This is a genomic window from Microbispora sp. NPDC049633 (assembly GCF_040675265.1).
In the GTDB taxonomy this organism is placed as follows: domain Bacteria; phylum Actinomycetota; class Actinomycetes; order Streptosporangiales; family Streptosporangiaceae; genus Microbispora; species Microbispora maris.
This window is the reverse complement of the sequence record NZ_JBFAOO010000044.1, coordinates 16,748-30,996: the sequence shown is the minus strand read 5'-3', so window position 1 is coordinate 30,996 and position 14,249 is coordinate 16,748. Positions and strand designations below refer to the sequence as shown.

Below are 14,249 nucleotides of genomic sequence, written 5' to 3'. Positions count from 1 at the left end.
GGCGCGCGCCGCGGCGGCCGGCGGGCGGTGGCCCCGAGCCCGCGAGCCTGAGGGGGTTACGGCGGCCGGGGCCACCAGCAAGCAGAGGGCCGGGGCGATGCGGGTGACGCCGCACCGCCCCAGCAGCCACCGATCATAGGCCACCGCTTCATGCCGCTCTATGCCTGCGCATGCACGCGCGTGCGTACGGCCGGTCGAGCGGGCACGTGCAGGGTCGCCTACGCTCCCGTTCATGATCGAGTGGCGGGAGGATGTTCCCCGCTGGCGTCAGGTCGCCAACGTGATCCGCAGGCGTATCGAGTCCGGCGAGTACGGGCCGGGCCGGCTGCTGTCGGAGAACGCGTTGATGCAGGAGTTCGGGATCGCGCGGAACACGGCGCGGAAGTCGATCGCGTGGTTGCGTGAGGAGAAGCGGCTGATCTACACCCGGCCGAACCTCGGTAGCTTCGTGGGGCCGGAGCCGGAGGACGACGAGGAATGAAAAAAGGGGCCCGAATCGGCCCCTGGTTTAAGCGTCTGATTCCCGGCGTACGCTGTTCAGGCTGTTCCTGGTAGAACGGTTACCCGTACGCTGCTTTTGGTGGGATACTCCGTAGTCAGATGCTCTATCCATTGAGCTACGGCCGCTTTGCTGCCTGATCACCTGCGGTGCCCGGCAACGGGTGTAACTCTACCAGACCCCTCACCCCTGCTTGCGCCAATAAATCGCTCCGCCCCCGGTCAAGCGGCCCCCCGTACTGTCGGAGCCCGACCATGGGCGCGAGAGGTCACTCCTGGGGAACGAAGAGCGTGAGCGTGTCGGCGACGCAGGCCGGCCTGTCGACCCCCTCGACCTCGATCGTGACGCGCAGGTTCACGAGGGTGCCCGACGGCGTGCCCTTGACGTCGGCGATCTCGGCCCCGGCCCGTACGCGGGACCCGACGGGAACCGGCCGGGGGAAGCGCACCTTGTTGAGCCCGTAGTTGATCGCCATGCGCAGGCCGCCGACCTGATACAACTCGCTCACCAGCGACGGCAGCAGCGAGAGCGTGAGGTACCCATGCCCGATGGTGCCGCCGAACGGGCCGTCCTTCGCCCGCTCCGGGTCCACGTGGATCCACTGGTGGTCGTCCGTCGCGTCGGCGAAGAGATCCACCCTCTCCTGACCGATCTCCCGCCAGTCGCTGTACCCGAGATGCTCGCCCTTGGCCGCCTTGAGTTCGGCGAGATTCGTGAAGATCCGCATGATCGCACCCTACGCAAGGGCGCCGGCGGTCGGCGGGAATCGGGGGACTCGGAGCCCGGCGCCGCTCACACTGGTGCCATCGGGGACCTGACGAGCCATGTCACGATCAGCAACAAACACATCTCCCTGAGTGACGATCTGCTCGTGACCTGCGGGGTATCAGCACACCGCCGGCCCACACTCCGGCGTGGAGGAGACGTGGACGAGCAGCCCGGCCCACCTGGCAAGCGATATCGGCTTCGCGGCCTCGTCGCGGTCGTGGTCGCGGGTCTCGTCTGCTGGGCGCTCATCATCCTGCTGCTGGTCAAGCTGTTCGGGTGAGCCCGCGGTCAGGGGGACGTGCCGGCCGGAGACCCGCCCCGGCCGGCACCGGTCGTCACTCGCCGCTCTGGATGCTCTCGACCAGGTCGAGGTGCTCCTGGACCACCGGCTTGGCGGCCCGGGCCAGGTTCTTCACTTCCTCCGAGGATCCGTTCGACACCTGGTCGTCCAGGGCGAGCAGGGTCTTGCGGTGGTCCTTGACCTGTGCGTCGATCCAGGCCCGGTCGAACGCGGCGCCGCTCTTGGCCGCGAGCCGGCGCAGTTCGGCCTGCTGCTCCTCGCTCGGCCGGCTGGGCAGGTCCACATTCAGCTTCTCGGCCACCCGCTTGAGCTGGGCGTCGAGGGAGGTGTGGTCCTCCACGAACTTCCTGCCGGCGTCCTTGACCGACTGCTTGGCGGCCTGCCGCTCGGCGGTCTGCCCGCCTTGGATCTCCGTGAGGTTGTCCTGATGCGCGGCGACCAGGAACGCCTTGTCCTTGTCGCTGACATCCGGCGGCGCCGCGTAGCCTGCGGTGACCCCTGACAGTGTCGCGACCACGGCCGCGACCAGGACGATGAGCCATCTCAGCATCAGATCCCCCGATCCTTCACCGGACGGCGAGCGCCGGCTGATCGGCTTCGACCATCCGGGCATGACGCTTCACATGCCTCATACCCACCGGCCGCGTCCTCGCTACGGCTCAGCTCGTCGCGGGCCGGTAGCCCCGCACGTAGTCGACCACGAACTCCTTGGGGTACGGCCCCACCCGGTCCGGCCCCTCGGCGTCGGGGAACTCGTAAATCCCGAGCATGAGCTGCATCGGGTAGTCCGGGGACTGCCGGATGGTCTTGACGTGCCGGCCGTCCACGAGGAACGTCACCCGGTCCGGGGTCCACTCGGCCGCGTACACGTGGAACTCCCGTGCGTCGATGGGGAGGACCTCGGCGGCGAAGTCGTCGCTGATCGCGGGGTCCCCAAACGGGTGGACGCCCATGCCGACGGCCGCCGTCTCCGGTCGTACGTCACGTCCGAAGATCTCACAGACGCAGATCTCCGCGGACCGCTCGGGCGCGTCCTCGAAGCCGATCATCCACAGCGCGACCATGGCGCGCGGATCGTCGGTGGCTCTGGCGCGCATCTCGATCAGGCCGTGGTGGGGGGTGTAGAGCCGGGCCTCCTCCTGTGCTTCGCGGACGACGGCCCGGCCCCGCCCGTGCTGGCCGACGCCGCTGCCCACCGGTCCGGAGAACACGCCCGTCTGCAGTGAGGACACGCGCATCCGGCCCTCCGTCTCCGGCGACCACGGCGGCTGGTCCTCCTCGATGAGCAGGCGCAGGCGGCCGTCGCTCACCCGGTATCGAGCCGCCGAGGCCGCGCGCGTGGTCCATTGGGGCAGGTAGCGCGGGATCCAGCGGCTCTCGTCGAGCACGCCGCCCTCGAAGGTGTCCTCGAACTCCAGCACATAGCCGGCCTTCGTCACCGGGTCCGGCGCGTACGTTCTTTCCAGGGCTTCGCTCATACGGCAATCCTGGCGCGACTCATGGGGAAGCGAGGCTCACCCCGGGGCATACGGGAGAAGACGACGAAAGTTCACCGCGCCGACCTTGGCCCGGCCCGGTTCCGAGGTGATGCTGGCGAGTGTCTGTCCCCTCGCCCCCACAAGGAGGTCTCGTGCAGACTCCGCGACGCTTCCGGCCGTCCCGGGCGGGACGGCTCACCGTCGTGATCGCCGCCATCGTGTCCCTCACCGGGGTGACCGGCGTCGTCCCCGCCCACGCCTCGGTCTACGGCTCCTGCTCGATCTCCCGCTGCGCCGACGCCCGCTCGGCGAACGCGATCTGGGCCGGGAAGGGGTATCCCACCAGTAGTGGCTGGTATTCCTGGCCCGACGGCAGGTACAACTACACCGGCGGGCGCTTCTACAACCGGGAGGGCCAACTCCCCGCCGGCGCCACCTACTACGAGTACGACGTCTACTCCCGGGCGCGTGGCGCCTCGCGTGACGCGTACCGGATCGTCGTCAACCGCGGCACGGGCGTGACCTGGTTCTCGCCCAACCACTACACCGACTTCTACCGGCTCTAGGACTCGTCATGGCCTCCGCCGCACGCCCGCTGCCACCGTGGCTTACGGTGACCACCGATCCGGTCCCGGCGGTCGTCGACGGCCCGGCCTGCCGGACCCGTGCCGCCTTCTTCGAGGAGGTGGCACGGGTGCTGCGCCTCCCCGCGTACTTCGGCCGCAACTGGGACGCCCTCACCGACTCCCTGCGCGACATCGGGCCGGTGCATCTGGTCGTGAAGCACGCCGAGAAACTGCTCGACGCCGAACCTCCCGGGCAGTTCGCCACGCTGCTGGCGGTCCTGGCCGGCGCCGCCGAGGCCGGGCTGACCCTGACGCTCCACGCCGGCCCCGGTCACGAGCCCCTGCTGCGCAGGCGGGTGATCGAGGCCCTGTCCTGACCGTCGCGCCCCTGCCGTGACCGGGGCACAGGGCCGAAGGGCCGTCACCAGGGCACAGGGCCGAAGCGGTCGACGAAGCGGCCCGTTCCGCCGTCCGGCCCCTCGGTCGCGAGCGTCACGATCGCGTCGGTCCCCTCCGTCACGGTCTGGCTGCCGCTGTGCCCGTTGAGGTCGGTCGCGGTGTAGCCGGGGTCGGCGGCGTTGACCCGGATGCCGGGCAGCGCCTTGGCGTACTGCGTGGTGAGCATGGTCACCGCGGACTTCGAGGACGTGTAGAGCGGCCCCACGACCGTGGACTCCACGCGGGCCGGGTCGTGGGTCAGCGCGAACGATCCCGTTCCGCTGCTGACGTTGACGATCGCCGGGTGCTCCGACCGCCGCAGAAGCGGCAGGAAGGCGCTCGTCACGCGGATGACGCCCACGACGTTCGTCTGGTAGACCTCCAGGGCGTGCTCCGCGGTCAGCTCCTCGGCGGGCACGTGCGGGCCGAGGATCCCGGCATTGTTGATCAGGACGTCGACGCGGCCCTCGTGGGCGGCGACGTCGGCCGCCGCGGCGGCGACCGACGCGTCGTCCGCCACGTCGATCCGCACGAAGCGCGCGCCGAGCTTGTCGGCCGCCGTCTGCCCGCGCTCGGGGTCCCGGGCGCCCAGAACGACGGTGTGGCCGAGGTCGATGAGGCGGCGGGCGGTCTCGAACCCGAGGCCCTTGTTGGCCCCGGTGATGAAGGTGATCGTCATGGGTGAAAGCATCGCCGGGCCGCACGCGGACAACCAGGGAGAGCGCTCCGGTAGGACAGGCAGTACCACCCTGGCGTCCGGCGACCCACGCAGAATGGGCACATGACCACAGACGAGACGAGCCTGGGCTCGACGATCCGCGCGTGGCGCGACCGGCTCTCCCCCGCCGCGGTCGGCCTGCCCGCGGGACGCGTACGCCGCGCGGCCGGGCTGCGCCGCGAGGAGCTCGCCGACCTCGCGGGCGTCTCGGTGGACTACGTCGTACGGCTGGAGCAGGGCCGGGCGACCACGCCGTCGGCGCAGGTCGCCGCCGCGCTGGCACGGGCGCTCCAGCTCAGCCGGGCCGAGCGCGATCACCTCTACCGGCTCGCCGGGCTGCAACCACCCCGGGACGGCGTGATCAGCGACCACATCCCGCCCGGGATGCAGCGGGTGCTCACCCGGCTCGGGGACGCGCCGGTCGCCGTGTTCGCCGCCGACTGGCGGCTGCTGTGGTGGAACCGCGGCTGGGCGGCGCTCCTCGGCGACCCCTCCGTGGTCCCGCCGGAGGAGCGGAACCTGGTGCGTTCGCGCTTCCCGGCGGCCTCCGACCGCACGCGCCTGGCGGCCTGGCCCGTCGTCTCCGAGAACGCGGACGCGACCGACCGGGCGATCGTCGCCGACCTGCGGCGGGCGTCCGGCCGCTACCCGGAGGACACGCGCCTGAGCGAGCTGATCCGCCGGACACTGACCGGGAACCCCCGCTTCGCCGAGCTGTGGCACTCCGGCGCCGTCGGCGGCCACGCGGAGGACCGCAAGACGATCCGGCATCCGGCGGTGGGGGACGTCACGGTCGACTGCGACGTGCTCTGCGACTCCGACACCGACCTGAAGATCGTCGTCTACACGGCCGTTCCCGGCAGCGAGGACGAGACCAAGCTCGATCTCGTCCGCGTCACCGGTGTCACGGCCCCGGCTCGCTGAGCCGCTACGACGTTCGGTTCGCGCCGCGTACGAGCTCGGGACGGAACGCGATGATGAGGCCGAGCGTGGTGTAGCCCACGAGCAGGTGGGCCGCGCCGACGACGTCCGACACGGACGTGCCGAGGATCGCCATGGTCGGGAGGGTGACGACCACCCAGCTCTCGGCGACGAGCGGCCAGAAGCGGGCCGCCCCGCGCCACCGCCCGGCGACGGCGACCTTGATGCCGATCACGAACATGCCCAGCATCGACAGCGGCCAGAACGCGTCGAGGATCCCCAGCCAGACGCTGTCCCGCTGAGCGGGCAGGAACGCGTGGAAGACGCTCCACGCCATCGCCAGGGCCAGCAGCACCCGCTCGACCTGCAGCATCGCGCGGGCCACGCGGCTCACCCCGGTCGCCCTCGTACGAATCATGATCGCGAGGAGGGACAGGGCGCCGAACTGGAATGCCAGGCCGCCCAGGTCTGTGATCTTGACACCCGTCTCGGTCGCGGGGGTGAAGCCGTAGAGGAAGCTGGCGGCGGACCAGGCCAGCGCGCCGGTGGAAAGGCCCAGCGCCAGCCGGCGTACGCCCGTCTCGGCGAGCGGCGCGGACGGGGACGCGTCGGCGGCGTGGGTGCTGGGCTGGGTGTGAACGGTCATCGTCGTTCCTTTTGAGCAGCGTGTCGTGATGGCGGCGGCGGTCGCCGCGGCAACGAGGACGATCCTCACGAACCACCGGCCCAGGCCGTCAGGGCATCGCGTCCCGATTCCCGACATCTCTCGCGTCCCATGACAGATGGGACGCGCGTCCTAGGGACATCGGACACCTGCCGAGGGCACACTTTCCTGGTGCAGATTGGGATGGTTCGTCGGCTTTCGCGCCCACGCCTCGGGCCTGTGCTCCTCGCGATCGCCGTGACCGCCACACCGGTGGCGGCGCTGATCGACCTGCGGGTGCCGCAGGCTCATCGCGCCGTGCTCGAACTGCAGCCGGGCGGAGTCGACTCGACAGCGGGTGTCGCACTCGCCGCGGCCGGCATGGTGGTGCTCCGCCGGTATCCGCGACACACCCTCGGCCGCCTGATGTCGGCCTTCGGCGCCTGGTGGGCGCTGGACGGGGTGGCGTCGTCGTGGCTCGCGTACGCCACCACGCACCATCCCGCGCTCCCGGGGGCGTCCGCGGCCTTCGTCGTCTACCAGCGGCTCGGGGCGGGCCTGGTGCTGCTGCTCCCCCTGGTGCTGCTGCTGTTCCCGGACGGGAAGCTGCCCTCCGGGTGGTGGCGGGGCGCATCGCTGCTCAGCCTCGGGCTGACGAGCCTGCTCCCGCTGGCCCTGCTCGCGGCGCCGTCCGCCATCGCCCAAGCCACTTCGGAGTCCTCCCCGCTGCCCGCGCCGCTGCGCGAGCTGAACCTCGAGGCGCTCTACCTCCCGCTGCCGGACGCCGTCTGGACCGGTGTGCTGCTGGTGGCTCAGCTGAGCCTCCCGCTGAGCCTGGTCACCCCGTTCGTCGTCGTGGTGCGGCGTTACCGCACGCTGACCGGTGCCGGCCGCGCCCGGATGCGCTGGCTGCTGTGGGCGGCCGTGGTCGACCTCCTGGTCATGCTGACGTTCCGGCTGCTGCCCAACTGGATCGGCGCCGCCGGCCTGACCGTCGCCGTGATCCTCACGGCCGGGTCGGTCGCGATCGGGATCGTGCGGCCGGATCTCGTCGACGTGGACCGGCTGCTCGGCGGGACACTGGTGTACGGCCTCCTGCTCGCCCTGACGTTCGTCCTCGACCTGCTGGTCCTCGGCGGTGCGGGCCGGCTGCTCGGGCCGCGCCTCAACGAGGGGGAGCGGCTGGTCATCGCCGTCTTCGCGGTCGCCATCCTGTACGCCCAGCTCCGGCACCGGCTGTGGCGCCTGGTGCGGCGCTGGATCATCGGGGACCGGGACGACCCCTACCACGTGATGTCCGGGCTCGCCGAGCGGCTGGAGCGCACCGACGACTCGGAGGCGCAACTCGTCACACTGGCCCGTACGGTGGCCCAGGCCTTCCGTACGCCCTACGTGGGCGTGGAGATCACCCAGGTCAGCGGCGAAGTGCTGCTCGTCGAGGACGGCGAGCGTCCCGCCGAGACGCAGGCGCTCCCCATCACCTACCGGGGTGAGCGCATCGGGCGGCTGCTGCTGCCGCGCCGGGCCGCCCGCCGCCGGCTCACCGCCAATGACGAACGACTGCTGGCCGACCTGATCCGCCAGGCCGCCGCGGCGGCCCGTGCCGTACGCCTCGCGGAGGAGCTGCAGCGCAGCCGGGAGGGCATCGTCTCCGCCGTCGAGGACGAGCGGCGCCGCCTGCGCCGCGAACTCCACGACGGGCTCGGCCCCGCCCTCGCGGCGGTCGCGTCCCGGATCGACACGGCCCGGATCACCGCCCGCCGCTCTAGCGAGGACGCCGACCGGATCCTCGGCACGGCCCGCCAGGAGCTCACCGGGATGCTCGCCGAGGTACGGCGGCTGGTGCACGGCCTGCGTCCGCCCGCGCTCGACGACGTGGGCCTGGTCGGCGCGATCCGCCAGCAGGCGGAGCGACTGCGCGCCCCGGGCCTGACCGTCCGGGTCGAGGAGCGGGGCGACCTCACCGGTCTGCCGGCCGCCGTGGAGGTGGCGGCGTACCGGATCGCGTCGGAGGCGATCACCAACGTGGTGCGGCACGCGAAGGCCGGCGAATGCGTGGTGTCGCTGACCCGCGACGTCGACGGCGGGCACCTCGACGTGGTGGTCGTCGATGACGGCGTCGGCCTCGCCCCGGAGACGGTGGCCGGCGTGGGACTGGTGTCGCTGCGCGAACGGGCCGCCGAACTCGGCGGGTCGTGCACCGTGACCGCCGCGGAGCCGGCCGGCACGCGGGTGCGGGCGCGCCTGCCCGTCACGTTGTCAGGGCGGACGCCCGTGCTCACGTCTACGGGAAAGGTGGGAGATGACGGCTAAGCGGCCGGTGAGGGTGCTCGTGGTGGACGATCATCCGGTGTTCCGCGAAGGCTTCGCGGCACTGCTGAGCAGCATCGACGAGGTCGAGGTCGCGGGGACGGCCTCGACCGGCGTCGAGGCGTTGCGGCAGGCCGCCGAGCGAGACCCCGACGTGGTGGTCATGGACGTGCAGATGCCGGACATGGACGGCATCGAGGCCACCCGTCGCATCCTCGAGAAGCACCCCGAGATCGGCATCGTGGTGCTCACGATGTCCGAGGAGGACGGCACCATCTTCGACGCGCTCCGTGCCGGTGCCCGCGGCTATCTGCTCAAGGGCGCCGAGCCCGACGAGGTCGTCCGCGCGATCACCACGGTGGCCGGCGGCGGCGTCGTGTTCGGCGCGGTCCTCGCCTCGCGCATCGCCGGCTTCCTCGCCCCGAGGGCGCAGGCCGGTGACGTCTCGCCGTTTCCGGCCCTGACCGCCCGGGAACACGAGGTGCTCGACCTGGTGGCCGCCGGCCTGTCGAACGGCCAGATCGCCGCACGGCTCTTCCTGTCCCAGAAGACCGTGCGCAACCACGTGCACGCGGTGCTCACAAAACTCCAGGCCGCCGACCGGGCGGAGGCGATCATCCGCGCCCGGGACGCCGGCCTCGGCCGCTGACCGCCGGGGAACCCCGGAGGGCCAGGACCGAAATGACCTATATGGATCATCACTACTATTTGCGCCGTGATGAGAAGAATGATCTCGCTGGTCGCCGCTACCGGCGCCGTCATCGGAGCCGTCGCCGTGACCGGTGCCGACCGGGCTTACGCCACCTCCACCACGTCCCTGCGGCTGTCCGGCGGGCCGACCCTGGAGATCCCCCGAACCTGGCGCGTCCACCGGAGCGGCGATCAGGTGCACGTGGTGACAGGCGCCTGCGCCAAGCCCAAGAGCCACTACTTCGAGCCCAGGTGCCAGGGCTTCTGGGTGATGGGAGCGAAGACGCTCAAGACCGGGGGCGAGGGCTTCCGGCGGTACAACCCCGTCGATGGACCGTTCTATCCCGCCGTCGACGTGGCTCCCTGCCCGACGGACCCCAAGCTCGGCCATGTCCTCGGTAAGGCGGTCGCGGTCGGCCACCGGAACATCGGCGAGGGCCACAAGGCGCACTACCGCGTATGGCCGGGACGCTGCGTCACGTACGACGACGCGACGGAGAAGTCGACGTTCAGGCAGCGTGAGTGGTACCTGCCGAAGGAGAGGCTCCTGATCGTCGACCAGTGGGCCACTCCCGGGCTCGCCACCGTGCTCAGAAACGCCACCTGGAAGAGCTGACGCAAGCCGTCTTCCTCTCACGCGAAAAAGAAGCGTCACCCGCGCTCACCAGGTCTGCCGCTGAGACGGCCACCAGACGGCTCATTCACACCCTCAAGGCCTGGCCTTCGGCCAGGCCGACGAGGCGTGTCAGCCTTCCTTCGCCTGGCCGGTGCGACCGGTCAGTGCGGCCGCGGTCAGGGTGAGGTGCCGGGCCAGCACCTCAGCCGCGGCGTCGGCGTCGCGGGCCAGCGCCGCCTCCTCCAGCCGGCGATGCTCGCCGACGTGATCCCGCCCGGGGTCGCGGTTCGCCGAGAAGCGGCGAGCCAGCTCGCTCGCGGTCCACAACCGGTCGAAGGTCTCCAGCAGTACGGGGTTGCCGCAGCCCTCCAGCAGCGTGCGGTGGAAGACCCGATGGGCCTCGGACCATGCACTGCTGTAGTACTCGCCCTCCTCGGGCACGAACGCCGGGGTACGGGCCAGACGGTGGTGGGCGGCTCGTACGCGGGCCTCCCAGTCGACGTCGCCACGCTCGATCGACATGCGCAGCACGACCGGTTCGATGGTCCGGCGGGCCTCGGCGATCTCCTGCCAGCGGCGGTCGGAGAAGGACGGGACGGCGAAGCCGCGGTTGGGCAGCCGGTCGGCGAGGCCCTCGCCGACCACCCGCAGCAGCGCCTCACGCACGACGGCCAGGCTCACGCCCTGGTCCTTGGCGATGTCCTGCGGTTTGAGGGCCTCACCGGGGGCATGCTCCCCGCGCATGATCGCATCCCGCAGATGTGCGTAGACCTGCTCGGAGAGCATCTGCTTGCCCGGCGAGTTCGAGGGGTAGGCCGTCTGGGTCATGCGGCCAGCATAGACGATTCACCAAATAATCGATTATCTGTGTTAGTGTCGATTTCGCCATCGACGGCGGCGCCCTACGCGGATCGCCGGCCCTCCGTCGGTCGCATCACCACGCACTCCGCGACACGGCCCCGAAAGGAACCACGCGATGACCGCCAATGACCCCTTCGCCCGCCTTCCCGAGGCGGCTTCCTTCACCGTCACCAGCACCACCGTCGCCGACGGCGCCGCCTGGCCGCCCGAGCAGTTCTCCTCCGGAATCCCCGGTGGGAAGGACGTCTCCCCGCAGCTGTCCTGGAGCGGCGCCCCGGACGGCACCAAGAGCTACGCCGTCACCGTCTACGACCCCGACGCCCCCACCGGGTCCGGGTTCTGGCACTGGGCGGTCGCCGACATCCCCGCCACCGTCACCGAGCTTCCCGAGGGCGCCGGCGACGACAGCGGATCGGGCCTCCCCGACGGCGCCTTCCAACTGCCCAACGACGCCCGCGTGGCCCGCTTCATCGGCGCCGCCCCACCGGCCGGGCACGGCCCGCACCGCTACTTCGTCGTGGTGCACGCCCTCGATGTCGAGTCCATCGGCGTCCCGGCCGACGCCACCCCGGCCTTCCTCGGCTTCTCCATGGCCGGCCACACCCTCGGCCGCGCGGTCCTGATCGCCACAGCCGAGACCCCCGCCTGACGAACGGCACGTCCGGACTCATCGACTCGGAGAGACGTACCTCCGAGGAGCGGGCCTACCACGACCGAACGCCTTGGACGAGCGCGGGGCCGACCGCGGCGGGCCGTCCGGATTCCCTCCGGACGGCCGCCGTGGCGCTCGCCCATCTCGGGCCCGCGCCCGGGGATCACGCGTGGCCGGAGGCCAGAGGCCGTGTCGCCGCTTCACGGTAGAGCCATGAGCCGACCGCTACCGCCACGATCATCTCCACCAGCGAGAGCCCGCCGCTGAGCGCCACGAGCTGGACGGAGAACAGACCCATTCCCGCATATCCGGCCATCGGCAGCAGATAGCCGACCAGCCAGCTGGAGTCGTTCAGCCTGCGGCGCCTGGCCACCCGCCTCAACGCCGGCCCGATGACCCTCTACTCCTACATCCGTCACCATCGGGCGGTGCCGATCCTGGCCACCCGTCCCGCCATCGGTCCGAACGCTCTTCGCCTGACCGAGGCCCTGCTCGCCGTACTCCGCGAGGCGGGCTTCCTGCCGGCCGCCATCCCGACCGCTCATCAGTCGCTGCTGAACTACGCCGCAGGTCGGTCCTCGCCGAGTGCCTGCCGGTGTCAGAGCCCTCCGAGATCTCGCCCGAGGCCCATCCCACGCTGGCCGGGCTCTCCCCGCAGTTCGCCGCCGTCACGCCCGATGACACCTTCGAGTACGGCCTCCAGCGGCTCCTCGCCGGCCTTGCTCAGGACGTCGAGCCCACTGCGTGCTGAGCGAGCCAGACTCTGGGGCATCCCCGCTGCGGCGCGAGCCGCCGCCTCACTGTCGAGCGGTCATGCCGGGCGGTGTTTGTTCGCAGTCAGGCCTCACCCAACTGCTCGGTCAGCCGCTCCAGGCCACCCTTGATGAGCCGGCCATAATCGTCGTCGCCAAGCGCGCCGATCCCGGCTCTGGCCTGCCGGAGATGCTGACGGGCGCGATCGAGATCGCCCAGCTTGCGATAGCACTCGCTCAAGTTCAGGTGCAGCGACGGATACAGGCCCGCTACGGGAAGCGTCACTCCGGCCTGCGCCACCGCCTCATCCGTGACCCGATCGGCGGCGGCAAGCGCGCGCAGATCCCACAGCAACTCCTGGTGCACGTCGTCCTGCACATCGGCCATCGAGTGGGCAAGAACGCAAACATGCAGCGGATCGCCTTGCTCGCCGCCGATGTCGTCCCAGATCTGCGCGAACACGTCGCGAGCGGCTACGCGCTGGCCTTGGTGGTGATGCAGCGCCACCCCCTCGCCGATCCGGGTCAGCGTTGGATCGGCGTTCATCAGCGGCTCCTTCACCATCACCGGCAATCGCGGTCAGCCTACTTGCCTGACGGCTTGAAGATCGATCTTCGTGATGCCAACGGTCACAAACCAGGACCCGGTCTGCTGGGCGTGCCTGGGTCGGCGGCAGCAGGGATTGCGCGGCTCCCACCTCAGCCATTTGCGGCCCGTGCTCTCCAACTCGGGCTACATCCCCGAGCCTCCCGAGCCGGAGCACTCCGCCAGAGGCTTGCTGTTGGGATCGCTTTGTTGATGGGACAGTTCCAGGCATGAAACGGTACCGACGCTCGATCTGGTACAGAGCGGGGCGTGGGCTTGCTCTCATCAATATCGGCTGGATGGCCGCGGGCAGTTACTTCGTGCTCGTGGTCAATGGCAACGAGCGGCCATGGCCTCCCCTTCACCTATGGATTTTCTCGGGCATCCAGCTTGTCGTGCTACTGAGCAGCGTGATCGGTTTGGCTTCGGTATCAGGCGAGCAAGCCGGAGCCTCTGGAGGGGCAGGTAGCCGATACAGATCCAGGAGTCTCGTAGGCCGGCGCAGGCGTCACGGAGCGACTGGAATGATCAGCATGTGTCCGCTGCCTCTCGGCCTCCGCGACCCACGAGATGTGTCTTATTCGACGTCGATGGCACGTTGATCGATGCTTTGGACAACCAGCGTCGCGTCTGGGCAACGTGGGCGGTGCACCATGCGCTGGATCCCGAGGAGGTCTACCGCGTGGCGCTTCGGACCCGGCCGGTGGAGACCTTCGCCGCTGTCGCACCAGACCTGGATCCCCACGCCTGCCTGATGGCACTTCACACGTTGGAGGACGAGGACGTGCGTTCCGGCGCCTACACGGCCTTCGACGGGGCCTCCAGGCTTCTGCACGGACTACCGACCGGATCATGGGCACTGGTGACCTCGAACTACGCCCACAGGGTCCGCGGGCGTTTCCTCCGCACCCGGCTACCGATACCGGAGGTGATCGTGGACGCGGCCGCGGTCGAGCGGGGCAAACCATCGCCCGACCCCTACCTGCTGGCCCCCATCGGCGTACGACTGCCACCCCAGTCCGCAGGTGAAGGACGCAGGCGAGCGCATGGGGGCGGCCCTGTGGGGCGAGGACTGAAAGCGCCCCCAACCCAAGGCTGAGAGCAACTGCAACCAGAACTGCAACTAGAGGCCCTGTGGAGATCAAAAAGCCCCCCTCGCCGAAGACTGGCGAGAGGGGCTTTGAACTGCGGAGGCTCGGGGATTTGAACCCCGGATGGGCTTAAGACCCAAACCGCATTAGCAGTGCGGCGCCATAGACCTGACTAGGCGAAGCCTCCTGGTAGCGCGTTGCTCAGCACAGCGTACCGGCGATCGCCCAAGGCGGCAAAGCGGATTGCCCGTGCCGCGTTGGATCAGTCCTGCGAACTTATGAGGCGGGACGTTTGGACCGATGCACAGCCCTTGTCCACAGGGTGTGGACAAGGGCTGTGCACAGGGTGTGGATATCGC

Annotated in this window: 19 protein-coding genes, 1 tRNA gene and 1 pseudogene; 12 read left to right on the top strand and 9 right to left on the bottom strand. The window is 70.3% G+C overall.

Going from position 1 to position 14,249, the window contains the following annotated elements; translation table 11 throughout:
* Window positions 1-232: 232 nt before the first annotated feature.
* Complete coding sequence (locus AB0J39_RS14355; protein WP_363464242.1) at window positions 233-481, top strand: winged helix-turn-helix domain-containing protein; 249 nt, start codon at window positions 233-235, stop codon at window positions 479-481.
* Between the two features lie 286 nt (window positions 482-767).
* Here the strand turns inward: AB0J39_RS14355 and AB0J39_RS14350 are convergent, their stop codons facing one another.
* Window positions 768-1,226: a MaoC family dehydratase gene (locus AB0J39_RS14350; RefSeq protein WP_363464241.1), complete on the bottom strand. Its 459-nt coding sequence runs from the start codon at window positions 1,224-1,226 to the stop codon at window positions 768-770.
* Window positions 1,227-1,424: 198 nt separating this feature from the next.
* On the opposite strand from AB0J39_RS14350, the gene AB0J39_RS14345 reads away from it, so the two are divergent.
* Window positions 1,425-1,547 carry a hypothetical protein gene (locus tag AB0J39_RS14345; RefSeq protein WP_259400651.1) on the top strand — a complete coding sequence of 41 codons (123 nt, stop codon included), beginning with the start codon at window positions 1,425-1,427 and terminating at the stop codon, window positions 1,545-1,547.
* 55 nt (window positions 1,548-1,602) lie between these two features.
* On the opposite strand, the gene AB0J39_RS14340 is transcribed toward AB0J39_RS14345, so the two are convergent.
* A complete protein-coding gene (locus AB0J39_RS14340; RefSeq protein WP_363464239.1) occupies window positions 1,603-2,118 on the bottom strand; it encodes a DUF4142 domain-containing protein in 516 nt (171 codons plus the stop codon).
* Window positions 2,119-2,227: 109 nt separating this feature from the next.
* A complete protein-coding gene (locus AB0J39_RS14335) occupies window positions 2,228-3,046 on the bottom strand; it encodes a glycoside hydrolase family 16 protein (RefSeq protein WP_363464237.1) in 819 nt (272 codons plus the stop codon).
* A 152-nt stretch (window positions 3,047-3,198) separates the two neighbouring features.
* Here AB0J39_RS14335 and AB0J39_RS14330 point away from each other — a divergent pair, with 152 nt between their 5' ends.
* Both AB0J39_RS14330 and AB0J39_RS14325 read left to right on the top strand, forming a co-directional pair.
* Complete coding sequence (locus AB0J39_RS14330) at window positions 3,199-3,612, top strand: ribonuclease domain-containing protein (RefSeq protein WP_363464236.1); 414 nt, start codon at window positions 3,199-3,201, stop codon at window positions 3,610-3,612.
* A gap of 47 nt (window positions 3,613-3,659) precedes the next feature.
* On the top strand, window positions 3,660-3,989 hold the full coding sequence (locus tag AB0J39_RS14325; RefSeq protein WP_363464234.1) for a barstar family protein: 330 nt from the start codon (window positions 3,660-3,662) through the stop codon (window positions 3,987-3,989).
* 44 nt (window positions 3,990-4,033) lie between these two features.
* Here AB0J39_RS14325 and AB0J39_RS14320 read toward each other — a convergent pair whose 3' ends face one another.
* Window positions 4,034-4,729 carry an SDR family NAD(P)-dependent oxidoreductase gene (locus AB0J39_RS14320; RefSeq protein ID WP_363464232.1) on the bottom strand — a complete coding sequence of 232 codons (696 nt, stop codon included), beginning with the start codon at window positions 4,727-4,729 and terminating at the stop codon, window positions 4,034-4,036.
* A gap of 102 nt (window positions 4,730-4,831) precedes the next feature.
* Between AB0J39_RS14320 and AB0J39_RS14315 the strand changes: the two genes are divergently transcribed.
* Complete coding sequence (locus AB0J39_RS14315; RefSeq protein ID WP_363464231.1) at window positions 4,832-5,692, top strand: helix-turn-helix transcriptional regulator; 861 nt, start codon at window positions 4,832-4,834, stop codon at window positions 5,690-5,692.
* Between the two features lie 4 nt (window positions 5,693-5,696).
* Here AB0J39_RS14315 and AB0J39_RS14310 read toward each other — a convergent pair whose 3' ends face one another.
* The gene (locus tag AB0J39_RS14310) at window positions 5,697-6,335 is read right to left on the bottom strand and encodes a hypothetical protein (RefSeq protein ID WP_363464229.1); all 639 of its coding nucleotides are present in this window, start codon (window positions 6,333-6,335) and stop codon (window positions 5,697-5,699) included.
* A gap of 237 nt (window positions 6,336-6,572) precedes the next feature.
* On the opposite strand from AB0J39_RS14310, the gene AB0J39_RS14305 reads away from it, so the two are divergent.
* The 3 genes from AB0J39_RS14305 (at window position 6,573) to AB0J39_RS14295 (ending at window position 9,948) form a co-directional block, all read left to right on the top strand.
* Window positions 6,573-8,645 carry a histidine kinase gene (locus AB0J39_RS14305; protein ID WP_363464227.1) on the top strand — a complete coding sequence of 691 codons (2,073 nt, stop codon included), beginning with the start codon at window positions 6,573-6,575 and terminating at the stop codon, window positions 8,643-8,645.
* Window positions 8,635-9,291, top strand: coding sequence for a response regulator transcription factor (locus AB0J39_RS14300; protein WP_363464226.1), 657 nt, complete (start codon window positions 8,635-8,637; stop codon window positions 9,289-9,291). The genes AB0J39_RS14305 and AB0J39_RS14300 overlap by 11 nt, the downstream gene beginning before the upstream one ends.
* 69 nt (window positions 9,292-9,360) lie before the next feature.
* The gene (locus AB0J39_RS14295) at window positions 9,361-9,948 is read left to right on the top strand and encodes a hypothetical protein (protein ID WP_363464224.1); all 588 of its coding nucleotides are present in this window, start codon (window positions 9,361-9,363) and stop codon (window positions 9,946-9,948) included.
* A 129-nt stretch (window positions 9,949-10,077) separates the two neighbouring features.
* Here AB0J39_RS14295 and AB0J39_RS14290 read toward each other — a convergent pair whose 3' ends face one another.
* Window positions 10,078-10,776, bottom strand: a complete 699-nt coding sequence (locus AB0J39_RS14290) for a GntR family transcriptional regulator (protein WP_363464222.1) — start codon at window positions 10,774-10,776, stop codon at window positions 10,078-10,080.
* A gap of 148 nt (window positions 10,777-10,924) precedes the next feature.
* Between AB0J39_RS14290 and AB0J39_RS14285 the strand changes: the two genes are divergently transcribed.
* Window positions 10,925-11,458 (top strand): YbhB/YbcL family Raf kinase inhibitor-like protein, encoded by a 534-nt coding sequence (locus AB0J39_RS14285; RefSeq protein WP_363464221.1) that lies wholly within the window; start codon window positions 10,925-10,927, stop codon window positions 11,456-11,458.
* A gap of 166 nt (window positions 11,459-11,624) precedes the next feature.
* Here AB0J39_RS14285 and AB0J39_RS14280 read toward each other — a convergent pair whose 3' ends face one another.
* Window positions 11,625-11,834: a hypothetical protein gene (locus AB0J39_RS14280; RefSeq protein WP_363464219.1), complete on the bottom strand. Its 210-nt coding sequence runs from the start codon at window positions 11,832-11,834 to the stop codon at window positions 11,625-11,627.
* Between the two features lie 19 nt (window positions 11,835-11,853).
* Between AB0J39_RS14280 and AB0J39_RS14275 the strand changes: the two are divergent.
* Both AB0J39_RS14275 and AB0J39_RS14270 read left to right on the top strand, forming a co-directional pair.
* Window positions 11,854-12,021, top strand: a pseudogene (locus AB0J39_RS14275) (TetR/AcrR family transcriptional regulator C-terminal domain-containing protein); the annotation flags it as partial.
* A 35-nt stretch (window positions 12,022-12,056) separates the two neighbouring features.
* Complete coding sequence (locus tag AB0J39_RS14270; protein ID WP_363464280.1) at window positions 12,057-12,212, top strand: hypothetical protein; 156 nt, start codon at window positions 12,057-12,059, stop codon at window positions 12,210-12,212.
* An 86-nt stretch (window positions 12,213-12,298) separates the two neighbouring features.
* Here the strand turns inward: AB0J39_RS14270 and AB0J39_RS14265 are convergent, their stop codons facing one another.
* A complete protein-coding gene (locus tag AB0J39_RS14265; RefSeq protein WP_363464218.1) occupies window positions 12,299-12,760 on the bottom strand; it encodes a hypothetical protein in 462 nt (153 codons plus the stop codon).
* A 574-nt stretch (window positions 12,761-13,334) separates the two neighbouring features.
* Here AB0J39_RS14265 and AB0J39_RS14260 point away from each other — a divergent pair.
* The gene (locus AB0J39_RS14260) at window positions 13,335-13,898 is read left to right on the top strand and encodes an HAD hydrolase-like protein (RefSeq protein ID WP_363464216.1); all 564 of its coding nucleotides are present in this window, start codon (window positions 13,335-13,337) and stop codon (window positions 13,896-13,898) included.
* 89 nt (window positions 13,899-13,987) lie between these two features.
* Here the strand turns inward: AB0J39_RS14260 and AB0J39_RS14255 are convergent.
* Window positions 13,988-14,077 (bottom strand) — tRNA-Ser (locus tag AB0J39_RS14255).
* Window positions 14,078-14,249: the final 172 nt, after the last annotated feature.

What these genes read in the sequence shown, in the direction of transcription:
- AB0J39_RS14355 (WP_363464242.1), top strand. Translation starts at nt 233, where the DNA reads ATGATCGAGTGGCGGGAGGATGTTCCCCGCTGGCGTCAGGTCGCCAAC.
- AB0J39_RS14350 (WP_363464241.1), bottom strand. Translation starts at nt 1,226, where the DNA reads ATGCGGATCTTCACGAATCTCGCCGAACTCAAGGCGGCCAAGGGCGAG.
- AB0J39_RS14340 (WP_363464239.1), bottom strand. Translation starts at nt 2,118, where the DNA reads ATGCTGAGATGGCTCATCGTCCTGGTCGCGGCCGTGGTCGCGACACTG.
- AB0J39_RS14335 (WP_363464237.1), bottom strand. Translation starts at nt 3,046, where the DNA reads ATGAGCGAAGCCCTGGAAAGAACGTACGCGCCGGACCCGGTGACGAAG.
- AB0J39_RS14320 (WP_363464232.1), bottom strand. Translation starts at nt 4,729, where the DNA reads ATGACGATCACCTTCATCACCGGGGCCAACAAGGGCCTCGGGTTCGAG.
- AB0J39_RS14315 (WP_363464231.1), top strand. Translation starts at nt 4,832, where the DNA reads ATGACCACAGACGAGACGAGCCTGGGCTCGACGATCCGCGCGTGGCGC.
- AB0J39_RS14310 (WP_363464229.1), bottom strand. Translation starts at nt 6,335, where the DNA reads ATGACCGTTCACACCCAGCCCAGCACCCACGCCGCCGACGCGTCCCCG.
- AB0J39_RS14300 (WP_363464226.1), top strand. Translation starts at nt 8,635, where the DNA reads ATGACGGCTAAGCGGCCGGTGAGGGTGCTCGTGGTGGACGATCATCCG.
- AB0J39_RS14295 (WP_363464224.1), top strand. Translation starts at nt 9,361, where the DNA reads ATGAGAAGAATGATCTCGCTGGTCGCCGCTACCGGCGCCGTCATCGGA.
- AB0J39_RS14290 (WP_363464222.1), bottom strand. Translation starts at nt 10,776, where the DNA reads ATGACCCAGACGGCCTACCCCTCGAACTCGCCGGGCAAGCAGATGCTC.
- AB0J39_RS14285 (WP_363464221.1), top strand. Translation starts at nt 10,925, where the DNA reads ATGACCGCCAATGACCCCTTCGCCCGCCTTCCCGAGGCGGCTTCCTTC.
- AB0J39_RS14265 (WP_363464218.1), bottom strand. Translation starts at nt 12,760, where the DNA reads ATGAACGCCGATCCAACGCTGACCCGGATCGGCGAGGGGGTGGCGCTG.